This window comes from Arthrobacter sp. UYNi723, assembly GCF_054057635.1.
In genome coordinates this window covers 148,257-166,152 of sequence record NZ_JBSRZM010000004.1, presented here as the reverse complement: position 1 = coordinate 166,152, position 17,896 = coordinate 148,257, and the positions used below count along the sequence as shown (strand labels likewise).

The 17,896-nt window shown below is 66.9% G+C and carries 18 protein-coding genes, 1 pseudogene and 1 riboswitch; of the genes and pseudogenes, 6 read left to right on the top strand and 13 right to left on the bottom strand.

What is annotated here, in order from left to right; translation table 11 throughout:
* The first annotated feature begins 107 nt into the window (after window positions 1-107).
* Together ACVWY0_RS05000 and ACVWY0_RS04995 are read left to right on the top strand one after the other, a co-directional pair.
* Complete coding sequence (locus ACVWY0_RS05000) at window positions 108-1,631, top strand: UDP-N-acetylglucosamine 1-carboxyvinyltransferase (protein ID WP_485835689.1); 1,524 nt, start codon at window positions 108-110, stop codon at window positions 1,629-1,631.
* Between the two features lie 151 nt (window positions 1,632-1,782).
* Window positions 1,783-3,009 carry a glutamate--cysteine ligase 2 gene (locus tag ACVWY0_RS04995; RefSeq protein ID WP_485835688.1) on the top strand — a complete coding sequence of 409 codons (1,227 nt, stop codon included), beginning with the start codon at window positions 1,783-1,785 and terminating at the stop codon, window positions 3,007-3,009.
* 91 nt (window positions 3,010-3,100) lie between these two features.
* Here the strand turns inward: ACVWY0_RS04995 and ACVWY0_RS04990 are convergent, their stop codons facing one another.
* Together ACVWY0_RS04990 and ACVWY0_RS04985 are read right to left on the bottom strand one after the other, a co-directional pair.
* The gene (locus ACVWY0_RS04990; protein ID WP_485835687.1) at window positions 3,101-3,754 is read right to left on the bottom strand and encodes a hypothetical protein; all 654 of its coding nucleotides are present in this window, start codon (window positions 3,752-3,754) and stop codon (window positions 3,101-3,103) included.
* 171 nt (window positions 3,755-3,925) lie between these two features.
* A pseudogene (locus ACVWY0_RS04985) lies at window positions 3,926-4,551 on the bottom strand (LysE/ArgO family amino acid transporter).
* A gap of 69 nt (window positions 4,552-4,620) precedes the next feature.
* Between ACVWY0_RS04985 and ACVWY0_RS04980 the strand changes: the two are divergent.
* Both ACVWY0_RS04980 and ACVWY0_RS04975 read left to right on the top strand, forming a co-directional pair.
* Complete coding sequence (locus ACVWY0_RS04980; protein ID WP_485835686.1) at window positions 4,621-5,523, top strand: LysR family transcriptional regulator ArgP; 903 nt, start codon at window positions 4,621-4,623, stop codon at window positions 5,521-5,523.
* Between the two features lie 84 nt (window positions 5,524-5,607).
* Window positions 5,608-5,949, top strand: a complete 342-nt coding sequence (locus ACVWY0_RS04975; protein ID WP_485835685.1) for a DUF1905 domain-containing protein — start codon at window positions 5,608-5,610, stop codon at window positions 5,947-5,949.
* Here ACVWY0_RS04975 and ACVWY0_RS04970 read toward each other — a convergent pair.
* The 4 genes from ACVWY0_RS04970 to ACVWY0_RS04955 all read right to left on the bottom strand — a co-directional run bounded on the left by ACVWY0_RS04970 (window position 5,861) and on the right by ACVWY0_RS04955 (window position 8,374).
* Window positions 5,861-6,370 (bottom strand): methyltransferase family protein, encoded by a 510-nt coding sequence (locus ACVWY0_RS04970; RefSeq protein WP_485835684.1) that lies wholly within the window; start codon window positions 6,368-6,370, stop codon window positions 5,861-5,863. The genes ACVWY0_RS04975 and ACVWY0_RS04970 overlap by 89 nt on opposite strands.
* 125 nt (window positions 6,371-6,495) lie before the next feature.
* Window positions 6,496-7,704 (bottom strand): O-succinylhomoserine sulfhydrylase, encoded by a 1,209-nt coding sequence (locus ACVWY0_RS04965; RefSeq protein ID WP_485835683.1) that lies wholly within the window; start codon window positions 7,702-7,704, stop codon window positions 6,496-6,498.
* A complete protein-coding gene (locus tag ACVWY0_RS04960) occupies window positions 7,701-8,114 on the bottom strand; it encodes a rhodanese-like domain-containing protein (RefSeq protein ID WP_058930870.1) in 414 nt (137 codons plus the stop codon). Before ACVWY0_RS04960 ends, ACVWY0_RS04965 begins: the two co-directional genes overlap by 4 nt.
* Window positions 8,111-8,374 carry a DUF1737 domain-containing protein gene (locus ACVWY0_RS04955; protein WP_485835682.1) on the bottom strand — a complete coding sequence of 88 codons (264 nt, stop codon included), beginning with the start codon at window positions 8,372-8,374 and terminating at the stop codon, window positions 8,111-8,113. The genes ACVWY0_RS04960 and ACVWY0_RS04955 overlap by 4 nt, the downstream gene beginning before the upstream one ends.
* Window positions 8,375-8,387: 13 nt before the next feature.
* Window positions 8,388-8,503: riboswitch (SAM riboswitch) on the bottom strand.
* A 112-nt stretch (window positions 8,504-8,615) separates the two neighbouring features.
* Between ACVWY0_RS04955 and ACVWY0_RS04950 the strand changes: the two genes are divergently transcribed.
* Window positions 8,616-8,990: a hypothetical protein gene (locus ACVWY0_RS04950; RefSeq protein WP_485835681.1), complete on the top strand. Its 375-nt coding sequence runs from the start codon at window positions 8,616-8,618 to the stop codon at window positions 8,988-8,990.
* 8 nt (window positions 8,991-8,998) lie between these two features.
* On the opposite strand, the gene ACVWY0_RS04945 is transcribed toward ACVWY0_RS04950, so the two are convergent.
* The 5 genes from ACVWY0_RS04945 to ACVWY0_RS04925 all read right to left on the bottom strand — a co-directional run bounded on the left by ACVWY0_RS04945 (window position 8,999) and on the right by ACVWY0_RS04925 (window position 12,895).
* On the bottom strand, window positions 8,999-10,195 hold the full coding sequence (locus tag ACVWY0_RS04945) for an acetyl-CoA C-acetyltransferase (RefSeq protein WP_485835680.1): 1,197 nt from the start codon (window positions 10,193-10,195) through the stop codon (window positions 8,999-9,001).
* Between the two features lie 104 nt (window positions 10,196-10,299).
* Window positions 10,300-10,857 carry a GNAT family N-acetyltransferase gene (locus ACVWY0_RS04940; protein ID WP_485835679.1) on the bottom strand — a complete coding sequence of 186 codons (558 nt, stop codon included), beginning with the start codon at window positions 10,855-10,857 and terminating at the stop codon, window positions 10,300-10,302.
* A 13-nt stretch (window positions 10,858-10,870) separates the two neighbouring features.
* Entirely contained in the window at window positions 10,871-11,335 is a 465-nt protein-coding gene (locus tag ACVWY0_RS04935) for a pyridoxamine 5'-phosphate oxidase family protein (protein ID WP_485835678.1), read from the bottom strand.
* An 84-nt stretch (window positions 11,336-11,419) separates the two neighbouring features.
* A complete protein-coding gene (locus ACVWY0_RS04930; RefSeq protein WP_485835677.1) occupies window positions 11,420-11,887 on the bottom strand; it encodes an NUDIX hydrolase in 468 nt (155 codons plus the stop codon).
* Window positions 11,888-11,953: 66 nt separating this feature from the next.
* Complete coding sequence (locus ACVWY0_RS04925; RefSeq protein WP_485835676.1) at window positions 11,954-12,895, bottom strand: aminodeoxychorismate lyase; 942 nt, start codon at window positions 12,893-12,895, stop codon at window positions 11,954-11,956.
* 128 nt (window positions 12,896-13,023) lie between these two features.
* Here ACVWY0_RS04925 and cls point away from each other — a divergent pair, with 128 nt between their 5' ends.
* A complete protein-coding gene (cls, locus tag ACVWY0_RS04920; RefSeq protein WP_485835729.1) occupies window positions 13,024-14,463 on the top strand; it encodes a cardiolipin synthase in 1,440 nt (479 codons plus the stop codon).
* A 9-nt stretch (window positions 14,464-14,472) separates the two neighbouring features.
* On the opposite strand, the gene ACVWY0_RS04915 is transcribed toward cls, so the two are convergent.
* Complete coding sequence (locus ACVWY0_RS04915; RefSeq protein WP_485835675.1) at window positions 14,473-16,671, bottom strand: chorismate-binding protein; 2,199 nt, start codon at window positions 16,669-16,671, stop codon at window positions 14,473-14,475.
* Between the two features lie 164 nt (window positions 16,672-16,835).
* Complete coding sequence (locus ACVWY0_RS04910; protein ID WP_485835674.1) at window positions 16,836-17,846, bottom strand: bile acid:sodium symporter family protein; 1,011 nt, start codon at window positions 17,844-17,846, stop codon at window positions 16,836-16,838.
* Window positions 17,847-17,896: the final 50 nt, after the last annotated feature.

The window sequence follows — 17,896 nt, the reverse complement described above, 5'->3', positions numbered from 1 at the left end:
CAACCATCAAGGAGCGGCTATCTCATGAGTCGGGTATTTGCTGGGAGTTCAGTCGCCACTCCGATTTCATATCCCATAAAATAGCTCATTTGTGATATTTTTTTGTTATGACTCAGGAAACTGCCGAGCACATCGCCGCCACGCTCAAGGATGCCCGGACCGAGAAGGGCTGGACCCAGGGCCAGCTCGCCGCCGCGCTGGGAACCAGCCAAAGCGCCGTCGCCCGGATGGAACAGGGCAAGCAGAACCTCAGCCTCAAAATGATCCAGCGGCTCGAAACGATCTTCGACCGCAGCATCGTCAAAGTGGGCAAACCGCAGATGACGCACCTGCGGATCGAAGGCGGCCGCACGCTTTCCGGGGCGGTGGATGTCAACAGCAGCAAAAACGCCGGTGTGGCGCTGCTGTGCGCCAGCCTGATCAACCGCGGCACCACCGTCCTGCGCCGACTCGCCCGGATCGAAGAGGTCAACCGGATCGTGGAGGTCCTGACCAGCATCGGCGTCGAGTGCACGTGGCTTAACGACACCGATCTCCAGCTCCGCCGCCCCGCCGTCCTGGACCTCAAGGCCATGGATGTGGACGCGGCGCGCCGCACTCGCAGCGTGATTATGCTCCTGGGCCCGCTTCTTGACGAATCCGCGGAATACCGTCTGCCGTATGCCGGCGGTTGCGATCTGGGCACCCGCACCGTGGAGCCGCACATGCAGGCGTTGCGCCAGTTCGGGCTCTCCGTGGAAGCCACTGCCGGTTTCTACGCCGTGCAGGCTCCGCTGCCTGACACTGACGACCGGTCCTTTGTGCTGACCGAGCGTGGGGACACTGTCACCGAGAACGCGATCATGGCAGCGGCGCACCGCCGCGGCACCACCGTCATCCGCAACGCCAGTCCCAACTACATGGTTCAGGACCTCTGCTTCTACCTCGAGATGCTGGGCGTGAAGATCGACGGCGTGGGCACCACCACACTGAAGATCACCGGGCAGCCGCTGATCGACGTCGACATTGAGTACTTCCCGTCCGAGGACCCCATTGAGGCCATGAGCCTCATCACCGCCGGGATCGTCACCAACTCAGAGGTGACCATCCGCCGCGTCCCCATCGAGTTCATGGAGATCGAGCTGGCCACACTGGAGCAGATGGGCCAGCAGCTGGAGATTTCCGGCGAGTACGTGGCGCGCAACGGCCGCACCCGGCTGGTGGATGTGACCACCAAACCGTCCGAGCTGCGGGCGCCCGAGGACAAGATCCACCCCATGCCGTTCCCCGGACTGAACATCGACAACCTGCCCTTCTTCGCGGTCATCGCCGCGAACGCCCACGGCCAGACCATGATCCACGACTGGGTCTATGAGAACCGGGCCATCTACCTCACGGAACTCAACCGGCTCGGCGCCCAGGTGCAGCTGCTGGACCCGCACCGGATCTACGTCAACGGCCCCACGAAGTGGCGAGCCGCCGAGGTTGGCTGCCCGCCGGCACTCCGCCCCGCCGCCTGCCTGCTGCTGGCCATGCTCGCGGCGCGGGGTGTTTCGGAGCTGCGGAACATCTACGTGATCGAGCGCGGCTACGAAGACCTGGCGGAACGGCTCAACACCATCGGCGCCAAGGTGGAGTACTTCCAGGACTAGGGCGAACGTACACTTGCGGCCCTCCGCCCCGCGCGAACTGGCAGATAACGACCCCTAGAGGCGGATTTGAGCGCTTTATCTGCCGGTTCGCGCTTCGTCATGATCGGCAGTAACCGGGTCAACCTGGCGGGCGTTGCAGCACAATATAAGCATGCGTACATTCGGCGTCGAGGAAGAGCTCCTGATCGTTGATCCGGACACGGGGGAGCCGCTTGCCCTCGCGGACGCGATGCTGTCCGGCCACCGGATGGCAGCCGACGACGCCCCGGAACGTCCCTATGCGCTGGCAGCCAAGGAAAAAGCCGCTCGCGACGACGGTACTGGCCTGACCGCCGAGCTGAAGCTTGAGCAGATCGAGACCCAAACCCGTCCCTGCCTCGAGTACTCAGAACTGCTGCAGCAGATTCGGGCCGGCCGGCTGCTGGCGGACCAGGCGGCCACCAAAAACGGTGCAAGGGTCGCCGCGCTTGCCACGTCTCCGTTTGGCCTTGCGAGCCACACCACCCCGGACGCCCGCTATGCCCGGATGCTCGAACGCTTCGGCCTGACCGCGCAGGAGCAGCTGACCTGCGGCTTCCACGTCCACACGTTCATCGAATCCAAGGACGAGGGCGTGGCCGTGCTGGACAGGATCCGGGACAAGCTGGCAGTCCTCACGGCACTGAGCGCGAATTCGCCGTTCTGGAACGGGATGCCCACAGGATTCGAGAGCTACCGCACCCAGGCCTGGAACCGCTGGCCCATGTCCGGCCCTTCGGCCATTTTCAGCACGTACTCCGCATATCGGAGGGTGGTCACGCGTCTGCTGGACAGTGGCGTGCTGCTGGATGAAGGCATGATCTACTTCGACGCCCGACTGTCCCGGAACCACCCCACGGTTGAGGTCCGGGTGGCCGACGTCTGCCTCCGCGCCGAGGACGCTGCCCTGATCGCGGTGCTGGTGCGGGCCTTGGTCGAATCGGCCAGCCGTGAATGGCGCGACGGCGTGGAGCCGGCCCCGGTGCCCACTGTGCTGCTGCGGATGGCGGCATGGCAGGCGAGCAGCAGTGGCCTGAACGGTGAGTTGCTGGATTTTGGCACGTTCAGGCCGGCGCCGGCCGTCGACGTGGTGCGATCCTTGGTGGACTATCTGGCTCCGGTCCTCGCCGAGCAGGACGAGCTTTCCCTGGCCCGGCAGGGCGTCGAGGACATCATTGCCCGCGGCACCGGCTCCTCCGAACAGCGCAGGGTGCGGGACGCGGTGATGGAAGAATCGGCGCCCGACGACGGCGGGCTGGGGGCCGTGGTTGCCCACGCCGTGCGTGTCACGATGCGCGGCACCTCCGGGTTGCGTGAGGCGGACGAAGTCCCGGAGCTGCTGCGCGTGCGCCTGTCCTGAGTTCCTCCGATACCCTTGCGCGAACTGGCAGGTAATGCCCTGTTTTTCGTGTTCTGGGGTCATTATCTGCCCGTTCGCGCCGGCTCCAGCGTCAACGCCTGGGGAGTGCGTCCGTGTGGTCCTCGGACGGAGCCATGGGTTCCTCGTAGCGCATCAGCTGGACTCCCACCGCGGTTTCCACCAGGTAGAAAGCGAACGGCGGAATGTCCTTGGTGCCGGCCAGGATTGCAGCAAAGACGGGCGCGCTGGCGGCCGCCGTGATGCCGGTCCAGGGCTTCAGCGGCAAGAGCAGCAGCCCGGCTCCCAGGGCTGCGAGTCCGCTGATGTGCAGCCCTGAATATGTAAGGAACGGCCAGTTGGAACCCCGCCGATAGGCGAACCTCTCCAGGTCCGAGGCGCGGTCCGCCAAGGCCACGACGAACAGCGGTGCGCCCGCGAGCAGTGCAGCTGCTGCGCCGGCGGCCAGTGTCTTGGCGGGGCCGGGGGCGGGGCCGGAACGGATGGATTGGGCGAACCGGGAAAATCCGACGGGAACGGCCATGGTCCCGGCGGCTGCCAGGAATTGTCCGGCAACCCAAAGACCTCGGTGGCGCTCCAGCATGGCCAGCCTCGCGGCAGGGTCTCGGGTGGCGTGCACGTTCCCCACGAAGGAGATTCCGAGCCCCCAGCAAGCGCCCGCCGCGACGATGACTGCTCCGGCCTTTTGATAAGGCTTGCTGCCCTGCACTGGCTGGTTTCCGTTCATGGCTGGCTTTCGGTCCGGCGGATGCGTTGGCCCAGCAACATCGCGGTGGTGACCATGAAGCTACGCCGCACTGCCGCCGAGGTCAACGGCAATGCTCGAACGGGCAGATAATGCCCTGTTTTTCGCGTTTTGGAGTCGTTATCTGCCGGTTCGCGCCAAGAAACGACGTCGTCACGCACCGACTGCCAGGCGCATACCCAGCGTGAGCATGACCGCAGCGACGAGCCCGTCCAGGATGCGCCACGAGGCGGGCCGCGCGAAGAACGGCCGGAGGACCCTGGCAGCGAATCCCAGCGCACTGAACCAGGCGATGCTGGCGGCAATGGCTCCGCCCCCGAACCACCAACGCAAATCCTGTGCCTGCTGGTTGGCCACCGATCCGAGCAGCAGTACCGTGTCCAGGTAGACATGCGGGTTGAGCCACGTCAGGGCCAGTACCGTGCTGAGGGCGGCGCCGAGGCCGACGGCAGGCTGCCGCCCCGACGCCGTTAGTGCTCCAGGACGAATCGCCCGGCGCGCCGCCATAACGCCGTAGCCCACCAGGAAGGCGGCGCCGGCAAATCGGACCACGTCTACGATCACGGGACTCGACTGGAGCAGCGCCCCCACTCCGGCGATGCCCGCAGCGATGAGCAGCGCGCATCGGAGACGCTGCAGACCAGGACGACGGCGGCCACATGCTCGCCGCGGATGCCCTGCCGGAGGACAAAGGCGTTCTGGCTGCCGATGGCCACGATGAGGGCGAGGCCCGTGCCGAAGCCCAGCACGGTGGGGCCGATAAATGCAGTCAGATCCATATCCTCCAACGTACGGGCGGACGTATGATTACTCCAGCTAAATATTCTTAGCTCTATTAAGGAAAGCTAATGAAGATGTTCCAGTTCGAGCAGCTCCGTACCTTCGCGGCCGTCGTGGACGAGGGGACGCTCGAGGCGGCGGCCCGCAGCCTGTACGTCACGCCGTCGGCCATTTCCCAGCGTCTCAAGGCGATGGAGGACGCGGCCGGCCAGATCCTGTTGCAGCGCACCAACCCCGTCCGCCCCACCGTGGCCGGGGAGGCGGTCCTGCGGTTCGCCCGGCAGCTCCGGCAACTGGAATGGGACGCCCGCCGGGAGCTCGGTGACAGCGGTGGCAGTCACGGCGCGCCCATTCCCCTGGTGGTGAACGCCGATTCGCTGTCCACGTGGTTTCTGAAGGCCCTGGCAAGCCTTCCCGCCGACGTCGGCGCCTTCTTTGAACTGCACAGGGAGGACGAACAGCATTCCACGCAGCTCCTGCGCACCGGGGCGGTGATGGCTGCCGTGACCGCAACTCCGGAACCGGTCCAGGGCTGCAGCGTGGAACCGCTGGGTTCCCTGCGATACCGTGCGGTGGCAAGCCCCGGGTACCTCCGTCATTGGTGGCCGGACGGGCCGGAACTTGTTGCAGGGAGCCAGGCCCCCGTGGTGGACTTTGACCGAAAAGATGACCTGCAGGACCGGTTCTTCCGCACGATGACCGGCGCGGAACTGACCGCGCCGCGGCACTATGTGCCGTCGTCGGCCGAGTTCGCCCAGGCCATCCGGCTGGGACTGGGATGGGGGCTGCTGCCGGAGCAACAGTGCCTGGCAGACCTCCGCAGCGGCGCCCTCGTGGAGCTGGCCTCCGCGAGCCCCGTTGACGTGTCCTTGTACTGGCAGCGCTGGAAAATCGACTCCCCGGTTCTCAACCAGCTGACCGCCGCCGTCCGGGAGACGGCCTCCCGGGAACTGCGCCAGCCAGGCGCCTAAGCCACCGTTCTCCTCACGCGCCATTCGCCTGGCCCGGCCATGACAGGGGATGCGTCCGGCAACGCGGCATGCCATACTCAGGCCGTGACGTCGTCGTACTCATTCCGGGCCGGACTGTGGCGCTATCGCGACGAATCCGGCTGGCACTTCCTGACCCTCCCGGCGGAGGTCGCAGACGACCTCCGGGAAGAGGCAGCGGCGTTCCGGAAGGGCTTCGGCTCGGTCAAAGTCACGGCGGAAATCTCCGGCTGCAGCTGGCAGACCTCGGTCTTTCCGGACAGCAAAAGCCGCTCCTACCTGTTGCCCGTCAAGAAGGCCGTCAGGGACGCGGCGGGCATCAGCGACGGGGATGAAGTGGCAGTCCGGCTCGCCATCCACGGCGAAGGCGAGGCACGTACCGGGGAACGGACAAGCGGTACTGGCTGAACTCCACCGGGAACGACGCCGCCAGGATCTCTTCTTCTCGAAGCACCCCGCGGTGCACTGCGACGGAAGCCAACGGAAGTGCAGCCACCATCCAGGCATCATCGCGCAGCAGCCCAATTCCCAGGTGCGCCAGGGCCCAGCCCACGTACATCGGGTTCCGCGAGTGCGCATAGGGCCCGGCGGTTAGCAACGCATCGGGCCGGGACAACCGGGTGTTCCGGGCAGCCAGCAACGCCCAGGTGACGATTGCGCCACCCGTCGCCAACGATGCAGCGCCGATGGTCCGTACCAGAAAGTCTGGCCCGCCGAGCCGGAGCGGCATCAAACGCTGAAGGACCACGCCGACGGCGATTCCCGCCAGGTTCTGCTCGGGCAGCGGGATGTTGGACAGCAGCCGGCCCCAGTCCCGGTGTGCGTTCATACGTCACCGCCTCCCGGCGCGAACGTGCAGATAATCCCCTCAAAACGCCTCGAACAGGGCATTATCTGCCAGTTCGCGCCAACCGTTCGCGCGCACGAGATCTGCGCCAATCAGAACCAAGCCGATCAAATGTGCTTCAGGGCCTGCTCCAGGTCGCCGATGAGGTCGTCCACGTCCTCCAGGCCCACGGACAGCCGCACCACGCCATCGCTGAGCCCGATGGCGGCTCGGCCCTCGGGACCCATGGCGCGGTGCGTGGTGGTGGCCGGATGGGTGATGAGGGACTTGGCGTCGCCCAGGTTGTTGGAGATGTCGATGATCCGCAGGGCGTCCAGCAGCGCAAAGGCGGCGTCCTTGCCCGAGCGGCCGCCCGTCGTCGCAAGTTCCAGCGTGAGGACGGTGCCGCCGGCCTTCATCTGCTTGGCGGCGAGCTCGTACTGCGGGTGTGACTTCAGCAGCGGGTACCTGACCCAGCTGACGGCCGGCTGCTGTTCGAGCCATTCGGCGATCCGCAGTGCGGACGTGGAGGAGTGTTTGACGCGCAGCGCCATGGTCTCCAGGCCCTTGGTGAGCACCCAGGCGTTGAATGCGGAGAGAGCCGGGCCGGTGTGCCGCATGAGCTGCTTGACCGGGCCGTCGATGAATTCCTTGGTGCCCAGGATGGCGCCGCCCAGGACGCGTCCCTGGCCGTCGATGTGCTTTGTGCCGGAGTACACAATCACGTCCGCGCCCAGCTGGCCGCAGCGCTGCAGGAGGGGAGTGGCAAAGACATTGTCGACGACGACGGTGGCCCCGGCGGCGTGCGCCAGCTCGCTGACCGCGGCGATGTCCACGATTTCCTGCATCGGGTTGGACGGGGATTCGAAAAACACTGCGGTGGTGGGCTCCGACAGGGCAACCCGCCATTGCTCGAGGTCCGGGCCGTCAACAAACACGGTTTCCACGCCCCAGCGCGGCAGGATCTCGTTCAGGATCACAAAGCAGGAGCCGAACAGCGATCGCGCGGCAACCACCCGGTCCCCGGCCGCCAACAGGGCGCCCAGTGCGGTGAACACAGCTGACATGCCCGACGCCGTCGCAAAGCACGCTTCGGTGCCTTCGAGCAGGCGGAGGCGTTCCTGGAAAGTGGCCACGGACGGGTTGCCGTACCGGGAGTAGACGAAGCGTTCGTCCTCGCCGGTGAAGGCGCGCTCGGCGGCGGCAGCGGACTCGTAGACGAAGCCCGAGTTCAGGAAGACCGGCTCGGTGGTCTCCTGGAAGTTGGTGCGGTCCAGCCCGCCGCGGACCGCCTGCGTCTCGGCGCTCCAGCCGGCGGCGTCTGGGTTGAAGGTCACTTGGCTATTCCCAGGTTGGTGGGCAGGCCGCGGTTCTTCCAGCCGTTGACGGTGCGCTCGCCGTAGCGGTCCGGCTCGCCTTCGAAACCCTCCAGGACGTTGTAGGAGGTGAAGCCGGCCTGCGTCGCGGCGATGGCGGCGGCGATGGAGCGCTGGCCCGAGCGGCAGAGGAATACCAGCTCCGCGCCGTCGTCCTCCGGGGCCTGCTGCGTCAGGTCGGTGATGAAATCCGGGTTGGGGATGCCGCCGGGGAACGTCCACGGGATGAACAGGGGATCGTTGTCCGTGGCCTTCGTGTCGGGGATGCCGATGTGGGCCCATTCGCCTTCGGTCCGGACATCCACCAGGATGGCGCCCTGCTCCAGCTTGGCCCAGGCCTGCTGCGGGGTGAGGTCTCCGGCGTAGCTCATGCGTGGCCCTCGCCGTCGAAATCGAGGTCATCCACGGCGGAGGCGACGGCGGCATCAGCGGTGGCGATGGCCGACGGGAGGATGAGTGCCTGCGCAACAATCACAACGCCGCCGTTGGACGTCGCGGCCGGGCTGCCGTGCAGGACATACCCTTCGGCCAGGGCAGTGGAAATCCGTTCACAGAAAGACCTGTCATCCGGTCCGGTGACAAGCCGGTACGACAGTTTCTCTTCAGGGGCGGGGGCGGGGGCGTCAGACACGACGGAACTCCTTCTTTCACGCTTGCAGCTCGAATGGGTCGATATGCCGAGTATTCACCTGAGGCACCCCGCCGCGAAAGGGAGGGTTGCCGACCGGCCAGTCAGGGCTTGGCGCCGGTTCTCATTACTCCCCAAAAACGTAACATCCGGGCCGCCCGGCCGCACCGCCGCCGACGTCATGTTCCGTAACCAACGCGTGCTTCCGTGACCCCGCCGTGCTTCCGTAACGCCGGCGCCCTGCATGCCGCCGGAGTTTTCCGTCTCGCCTGCCGCCGCCAAACCCGGCAACCAGATCACCGTCAGCGCCCCGGATACCACTTGCGATGCCCGCTACGGCACCGATGCGCAGGTCCAGGTGACGGTCAAGGATGCGACCGGTACCGCGGTGCTGGAAGAGCTCGCTCCCATGTCCGACGACGGCGGCTTCACTTTCGTGTTCACCGTCCCGGCTGGCGTGGCTCCCGGGAAGGCCGGGGTCACCGCTTACCCGTACAACCTGGACTGGTGCGACGACACCGGAGTGAACAACCGGGCGGCTCAGGGGCCGGCGGAACTGGTCCGGGTTTCGTGCGCGGAACGCCTGGTGCCCCTCATAGTGCTTCGATCCGGAGCCTGAACCTGGCGTCAGGCTTTGAGGATCAGGGCGTCGCCCTGGCCGCCGCCGCCGCACAACGCAACCACGCCTGTCCCGCCGCCGCGCCGGTTCAGCGCGAGTGCCTGATGCAGGACCAGACGGGCCCCCGAGGCGCCCACCGGGTGGCCCAGGGCGATGGCGCCGCCGTCGGCGTTGATCCTGTCCGCGTCGATCCCCAGGTCCGTGGCGGACTGCAGCACCACCGAGGCGAAGGCTTCGTTGATCTCAATGAGGTCCACGTCGTCAATGGTCATCCCTTCGAGTTTCAGGGCTCGCTCAATGGCGCGGGACGGCTGGGAATGCAGGGATCCGTCCGGTCCGGCGGTCTGGCCGTGGCTGCCGATTTCCGCGATCCAGCTGAGGCCGGCCGCTTCCGCAGCTGCCTTGCTGGCCACTACCACTGCGGCGGCGCCGTCTGACAGCGGGGAGGCCGAACCGGCGGTGATGGTGGCCGCCGGATCCTTGGAGAAGGCGGGCTTCAGTGCCGCCAGCATCTCGATGGTGGTACCGGCGCGGATGCCTTCGTCGGCATCAATCACGACGGCGGGTCCCCGGCGCTGCGGGACCTCCACCGGAGCGATCTCCTCAGCCAGGATGCCGGCCGCCCGGGCGGCCTCCGCCCGCTGGTGCGAAAGGGCGGCGACGGCGTCCTGGTCCTCGCGGCTGATGCCCAGGCGGGCGTTCCCGGCGTCCGTGGCGGAGCCCATCAGTTCACCTGAGACGGGGTCCTGCAGGCCGTCAAAGTTCAGCGAATCCAGCAGCGGCACATCGCCGATGGCCACGCCGCCGCGAAGCCGGGGGAGCAGGTGCGGAGCGTTGGTCATGGACTCCTGGCCCGCCGCCACAACGAAATCAGCCTCGCCGGCGCGGATCATCCGGGCGGCATCAATCACGGCAGTCAGGCCGGACAAGCACAGTTTGTTGATGGTCACGGTGGGCACATCCCAACCGATGCCGGCGGCGAGGCTGGCCTGCCGGGCGGGTCCCTGGCCAGCGCCCGCCTGGATAACCTGGCCCACGATGACGGCCTGGATCTGTTCCGGCGCCACGCCGGACCGTTCCAGTGCGTTCCGGATGGCGTGGGCACCCAGTTCGCTGGAGGTGAGCCCGGAGAGGCTGCCGCGGAACTTGCCGAAGGGGGTCCGTGCGCCGCCCAGGATGACGGGGATGTGAGCGTCGTTGCTCATGGTCTGCCTTTCGGTTGCGGATTCAAGAGTGCTTGAGGCCAGCTTAGGCGAACCGTGAGGGCCGGTGAGGTGGCGCGGGCGCTGTGGATTCGGCCGCGATCGCGTCAGCCGTGGAGGAGCAGTTGGTGGAGCAGGTGGTCCTGCCAGCGGCCGGCGATCTTCAGGTACTGCGGCGCCACGCCGATTTCCCGAAACCCGGCGCGTTTGAGGATTTTGCGTGAGGGCTCATTGTGGAGCAGCGTTGCCGCCTGGACCCGGTGGAGGCCCAGTTCTGTCCGGGCATGATCCGTGGCGAAGCGGACCGCGGCAGCTCCGATGCCCCGCCGGTTGAGGCTGGAATCAACCCAGTACCCGAGGTTGGCGTTGAGGAACGGCCCACGGACGATGCCGGTAAGGGTGACGGCGCCGACGATGTACGCGGGATCGTCGCGGTTCACCAGCACCCACGGAACTTCCTGGTCCACGGAATGCTGGGCGAGCTTGGCCCGGATGATGTCCAGCTGATGCCTGGGAGTGAAAAAGGCTTCGTCCCGCTCCGGTTCCCACGCAGCGAGGTGCTGTCGGTTCCGGAGGTAGGCCTTACTCAGGCCGGCCGCATCGCTCCGCCGCAGCAGCCGGATCCGGACCCCCGGGACGAGCGGAGCGGGGGCTTCGCCGCCCATAAGCTCTCCCGCGCTACTCGAAGGAAGCACGACGGCGGTCCGACAACCGGGTGTTCCAAACGTCCGGTTTGGCAACCTGGAAGCGGCGGCCAGTAAGTGCGAGCGGGTTTAGCCGGATGTAGTAGTCCTTGGGTCCGGGCTGCCAGGGCTCCAGATGCAGGGCGTCAACGGCGTCCTTGTCAGCCTGTGCCTCGATCACTTCGGTGTCTCCGCGCACCACCACACTCCAGGCCACCTCCGTGCGGGGATCGTATCCATCGATCTCCAGCGCCGCGGGACGGTCTGCCTTGGCGCCCCACAGTTTGGTGCCGCCGGCGCTGCGGAAGACGATGCTCCTGCGGTCCAGGACGTAGTTGACCGGAAAGATCTCCGGATGGCCGTCCACTACAAGGGCCAGGCGCCCCAGTGTGTCCCCGGCAAGGAATTCCCAGCATTCGTCGAACGTCAATTTGGTGGTCGGCTGCGTGTGAGAGTTCATGCACCAAACCATACGGACCTGCGGGACGGACCAACAGGGTATTGCCACGCTTTAACCCCCAGGCCCGGGCCTGGGCAGGTCGACTCAGGGCAATCCAACATGCTCCAGCAGGGCGTCCAGGAGGGGAAGCTGGCCCTTGACCAGCTTGCTACGGGCCTCGGATTCCGTCACCCACCGGGCATCGTCCACCTCGGGAAAGTCCTGGATGACGCCGGATCCTTTGGGCCACTCCAGCGGGAACGTGTTGCTCACAATCCGTTCGGGCTGGAAGTCAGACTCCGCGGCGAACACTGTGATGATCTTTCCCGACGGTTGCCTGAACGCGCCCAGCTCAAAGTAGGCAACAGCTGGCGGCGGCGTGCCGATTTCTTCGGCAAACTCGCGCAGCGCGGCCAGCAGGGGTTCCTCGTCGGGAAGGTACTCGCCCTTGGGAACCGACCAGGACTGGGTTTGTTTGCGGGCCCAGAACGGTCCGCCCATGTGCGCTATCCACACTTCCAGCCCGTCTGCTCCCTGCCGGTACAGAAGGATCCCTGCACTGCGAACCGCCATGGCCTCAGACCTCCCTGCTGAACTTCGGAAAACTACGGGATCCGGGAAACTGCTGAATCCCGGAACCTACTGGATCCCGGCCAACAATGCGTTGAGTTCGGCCGTCAGCTGCTTCTGCACCGCAGGCGTCCCGACTTCCTTGCCGTCAATGTGGTTCACCGGCGCGAGCAGCCTGATGCTGGAAATCAGCCACACGGCGTCGGCGTCCAGAAGGTCCCGCGGCTCCAGCGGCCCGTAGCCGAGCTCCCAGCCGGCTGCCTTGGCCGCCGCGAACAGGGCACCCTGGGAGGTCCCGGGGAGAATCCCGCTGTCCAGCTGCGGGGTGATGAGGCGGCGCACCGTGCGGGAGGTGCCGGCGCCGTCGTCGGCGGTTTCCAGATGTGCCAGCAGCACCGTGGACGTGGGGCCCTCCAGGACCCGGCCGTCGGAGGAGGTGAAGATGACGTCGTCGGCGCCCTGTTTGTGGGCGTATCGCAGGGCAGCCATGTTCGTGGCATAGGACAGGGTCTTGGCGCCGAGCAGCAGCCACGGGGCACGCTCAGCCACATCGCTGTTGTAGCCGCGGTCCAGGAGGATGACGTCGATGCCTGTTTCGCGCTGGCGGCGTCCGAGGGCGCCTACCGGGGAGACCTGAACCCAGCACGTGGGGGACTCTGCGCCTTCCGGGCCGCGGGTGACCACGAGTTTCACCACCAGCTCGTCCTCGGCGGGCGACGGCGCGGGGTGCTGCGTGCGGTGCCCCGCGAGGCCCGTGGCGATCGCCGCCCGCCACGCATCCTGCGCCGGAATCACCAGGTCCAGGGCGTCCGCGGACCCGCCGAGCCGGTCCAGATGCGCCTGCAGCTTCCGCACCGCGCCGCCCACCGCAAGCATCGACTCGAACACGCCGTCTCCGCGGGTGGCGCCCTGGTCCGTGGCCATCAGCTGGGGCTGCGCAGCGTCGGCCAGCCGGCCGTCCGGGAACGCTGGGTCAAGGAAAACGAGCACCACGGGCGCAGGAGAAGTCATGGCTCCAGCTTAGTAGGGCCGGCCGCGGCTAAGCTGTGGTCATTGCCCCGCCGGAACCGGTCCGCGGGTGCGCGCAATCCGGGGGTATTCCAGTGCTGTGGCCAGTTTCGCTTGTCGGTACCGCGCCGATGTGGGTGGTGGTGGTGCTCAGCATTGCGGACCTGGTGATCCGGGTTCTGGCCATCGGCATCATCCCCGGCAACAGGCGCCCCACCACGGCCATGGCCTGGCTGCTGGGTATCTTCTTCATACCGTTCCTGGGCCTGGTCCTTTTCCTGCTGTTCGGAAACTTCAAGCTCTCCAGCCGCCGCCGCCAGCAGCAGGAGATCATCAACACCCGTGTGCGGTCCGGCATCTCGGCGCTCGCCGACGTCGTCAGTGAATATGAAGGACCCGAATGGGTGACGTCCGCCGGGGAACTGAACCGTCGGCTCGGCTCCCTCCCCATGGTGGACGGCAACTCCGTGGACCTCCTTCCCGGCTATCCGGACTCGATCCTGGCCATGACCCAGGCCGTGCGGAAGGCCAAGACGTTCGTCAACGCCGAGTTCTACATCATGAGCACGGACCACGTCACCGATGACCTGCTGACCGCCCTGGAGGAGGCCGCCGAGCGGGGCGTGGAAGTGCGCGTGCTGTTTGACCACATCGGCACGCTCCGTGTCAAGGGTTACCGCGACCTGCTCAAACGGCTGCGGGCGGGAAAGATCCAGTGGAAGCGCATGCTCCCGGTGCTGCCCATCCACGGACAATGGCGCCGCCCGGACCTTCGGAACCACCGCAAAATCATGGTGGTCGACGGCGAACTCGCCTTCACGGGCTCGCAGAACCTGATCGAGCCCTCCTACAACAACCCCAAACACCGTAAGGCCGGCCGCGAATGGGTGGAGCTGATGGCCTGCCTGCGCGGACCGATCGTCTCCACGCTCAACGTGGTGTTCGCCACGGACTGGCTGAGCGAAACCGATGAGTCCCTGGAACACCAGCTGCAGCTCCCGGCCAACCCCGAACCGGGCAACGTCACGGCCCAGGTGGTGCCCAGCGGACCCGGGTTCAGCACCGAAAACAATCTGCGGCTCTTCAACACCCTGATCTACTCAGCCCAGCACCGGATCTCCATCTGCAGCCCGTATTTCGTGCCCGATGACTCCCTGCTCTACGCCATCACCACCGCAGCCCAGCGGGGCGTGGACGTGGAGCTGTTCGTCTCCGAAAAGGGCGATCAGTTCCTGGTCCACCACGCCCAGCGCTCCTATTACGAGGCGCTGCTGGAGGCCGGCGTCCGGATCTACCTCTACAAAGCGCCCTTTGTGCTGCACGCCAAGCACTTCACCATCGACGACGAAGTGGCCGTCCTGGGCTCCAGCAACATGGACATGCGCTCCTTCTCGCTGAACATGGAGGTCTCGGTGATGCTGCTCGGCGCGGAAATCGTGAACAACATGCGCGCGGTCGAAGACACATACCGCGACATTTCCAACGAGCTCATACTTGAGGACTGGCTGCAGCGCCCCCTCGCTGCCCGCTATGTCGATAACGTCGCCAGGCTGACCGCCACGCTCCAGTAACTCCGGGGGTCAGGCGGTGGGAAAGTCCGCACCCAGCGCGGAAAGCACACCGTGCGCCTTCACGCGGATTTCGTCGTACTCCTCGTCAGGTACCGAGTCGGCAGTGATGGCGCCGCCGACGCCGAGGGTGAGTTCCGCCGTCGCCGCTTGTTCGCTGCCGTCCCCGGCCTCCGCGGTGGTTACCAGGGTGCGGATCGCCACCGCCAGGTCCGTGGCCCCGTTGAGGGAAAAGTAGCCGATCGCGCCGGAATACAGGCCGCGCGGGCCCTCCTCCAACCGGTCCAGGATTGCCATGGTGCTGATTTTCGGGGCGCCGGTCATGGAGCCGGCCGGGAAACAGGCGGCCACCGCCTCGGCCCGCGGCGAGCCGGGCAGGAGCCGCGCGTCGATGGTGCTGACCATCTGGTGCACCGTGGCGTAGCTTTCGATCTCGCACAGCCTGCTGACCGTTACCGATCCGGGCTCCGCGAAGTGGCTGAGGTCGTTCCGCAGCAGGTCCACAATCATGATGTTTTCCGCGCGGTCCTTCAGCGAGGTCGCCAGGTCCTCCCGCAGCTGCCTGTCACGCTCCGGATCAGCACCCCGGCGGCGGGTGCCCTTGATCGGTTCGGCGCGCATGCCGCCGTCGGACGTTATCCTCAGGAACCGCTCCGGCGACGTGCTGGCCACCGTCAGCCCGCCGAACCGCAGGTAGCTGGCGAACGGCGCGGGATTCTTCCGCCGCAGCGCGAGGTACGTGGGCCAGGGGGCCGCCGCGGCGGCGGGCAGCCGGGCCGTGAGCGTGGTGGTCAGGCACACCTCGTATGAGTTCCCCTCACGGATTTCGTGCTGGGCGGCCGCGATTTTGGCCAGGTAGGACGGCTCCGTGTCGCGGCTGCTGAACGCGGGCCCAACGGGACGGACGACGCCGTTGCTGCCGCCGGCGTGCGTGCGTTGGTCTCCTGGGCCTGGTGTGCTCGCGGCGACGGCGACGGGGGCGGCGGCGGCAGCGACGGCGGCGCGGGCGGCGGTCAGCCAGTGGTCGGCGTCGGGCGCTTCCAGGGCAAGGAGCCAGGCCGTTCGTTCCACGTGGTCCAAAACGACGGCCCGGCCCGCGAAGATCAGGGCCGCGTCGGGAGTCGGCGCCGCCACGTCCGTTCCGCCGGTTTCGCGCTTGAGCTCATAGCCCAGGCAGCCCAGCCAGCCCAGGGTGAAGTCGCCCGGGTAGCCGTCCGGCGTGCGGACTGCCCGGCGCCCCCAGACGGTGTCCAGCCAGCGGAAAAAAGGCCCCGGCACGCGCGCCGTGGCGGAGCCTGCCGTGATGACGCTTTCGCCGGACCGGTGCGTGACGGCCTGGCCGTAGGTCCCGCCGTCGTCCGCCAGGATGCTGAAGCGGCTCCGCTCAGTGGCGGGCGACGGCTGCGGGAGCGGCCCGGCGGGTGACTGCTCCCGAGGTGACACGGCAGGTGCGCCGGCGGACGTGTTTGGGGAGTCTGCGTTGGTGATGTCCGCGCCAGCCACTCCTGCGTTGGAGGAGTCCAGCCAGACGGCATTTGCCGAGCCGCCGTACAGGTTCTCGAAGAGCACCGCGGCGTCCGGCCTGGCGTCCAGCCGTTCTGCGCGCAGCCTGAGGCCGCGGCGGGCGGCAAGCTCGGGAACAAGCGCCGGTCCGAGAGCGGGCAGGTACGCGAGGGCCTGCATGACGTCGGCGGTGGCGGAACCGTCGGCATTGTTGAGGACGCGGATATCGGCTTGGTAGGGGACGTCGTCGGCGGCGAGCCAGGCTTCCTCCTGCTCAGCCCACTGGTCCCAAAACGGCTCATACGTGCCGCCGTCGCGGTCCAGGGCCCGCTTCCGGCGGATGTCGTCCGGCGAGTCTGCCCAGATGACAGCGCTGAGCAGGGGCCGGGCGTCCGCAGCCGCCGCCCCCACTCCCTCAATGATCACGATCTCGGCGGGCAGCGTGACCCGCGTGTCGCCGTCGTAATGCCTTTCCCAGTCCCAGCTGGTCCAGGTGGCGGGCTCGGCGCGGCTCAACGGCGTGAGCACCGTGGAAACGTAGCGCTCGATGCCAGCGGTGAGGCCGTTCCAGCCCGGGTAGATGTCCTCCAGGTGGAAGAGCGCGACTTTGTGATGGTTCCGCAGCTGCGCGGCCAGTTCGATGGCCAGAGTGGTTTTCCCTGCGCCGGATCGCCCGTCAATGGCGATGATCACAGGTGCGGGGGTCATGAAATAGAGCGTACCTGCTGCTGCATCAGCTGCTGTCGCGGCGCCGCCTGGCCAAGGACCGTGCGGACATGCGCGACGATGCCGGGCACAGCGCCGCGGATCTGCTCCCAGATGGTGTCAAAATCGGAATCCGTCCGTCCTTCTGCCTTCCAGGATCGGCCTTGCTAGGCGTCCCGCAGCGGGCGCCGCGCCAGCCATGCTGCCACGATCGCGCCGGAGATGTTGTGCCAGAGCGAGAAAACGGCGGACGGCAGTGCGGCCAGCGGGGTGAAATGCGCGGTGGCCAGCGTGGCGGCCAACCCAGAGTTCTGCATGCCCACTTCGAAGGCGAGCGCCCTCCGTGCTTTATCGTCCAGCCGGCCCAATTTGCCCGCCAGGTAGCCCAGGCCCAGGCCGAAGCCGTTGTGGAGGACCACTGCGAGGAACACAATGCCGCCCGCGGCCACGATCTTGGAGGCGCTGCCCGCCACAACAATCGCAACAATGAAGGAAATTACGACGGCGGATGCCCAGGGCAGTGCCGGCAGCAGCTTGGCGATGAGGTTCTTGAAGAACAGCCGCGCCAGCAGCCCGGCGATGACGGGCAGGAGCACCGTCTTGACGATGTCCAGGACCATGCTCCCGGCGTCGATTTCCAGGAACGATCCGGCCAGGAACAGGACCAGCAGCGGCGTAACCACCGGTGCGATGAGAGTGGATACCGAAGCGACGGCTACGGACAGGGCCACGTCCCCCTTGGCCAGGAATGCCATCACATTCGAGGCGGTGCCGGATGGTGCGCAGCCCACCAGGATCAGGCCCACGGCAAGCTCCGGCGGAAGCTGGAGCGCCACGGCAATCAGCCAGCCCGCGCCGGGCATGATCACATAGTGCGCCACGATGCCCAGAACCACTGCCCACGGACGCTTCACTACCGAAGCAAAATCCGGCGGCGTCAGGGTCAGGCCCATGCAGAACATGATGATGCCCAGCAGGTACGGGACGCTGGGCCCCAGCGGCTGGAAAGTTGCTGGCACAAGGAAGCCGGCGACGCCCGCCACGACCACCAGCGCCGGGAAGATCGTGACGGCAAGCCGTGCGATTTTCGCCTCGGCGGCCAGCGCCGGGTTGGTGGGTGCAGGGGTGGAATCTTTGCCGGATTGTGTCGATGTGGGGGATTTGGTTGCCTCGAGCATTTATCGATCGTGGCATTGATGTCCGGCAGGTGGCCACTTCATGACCACGC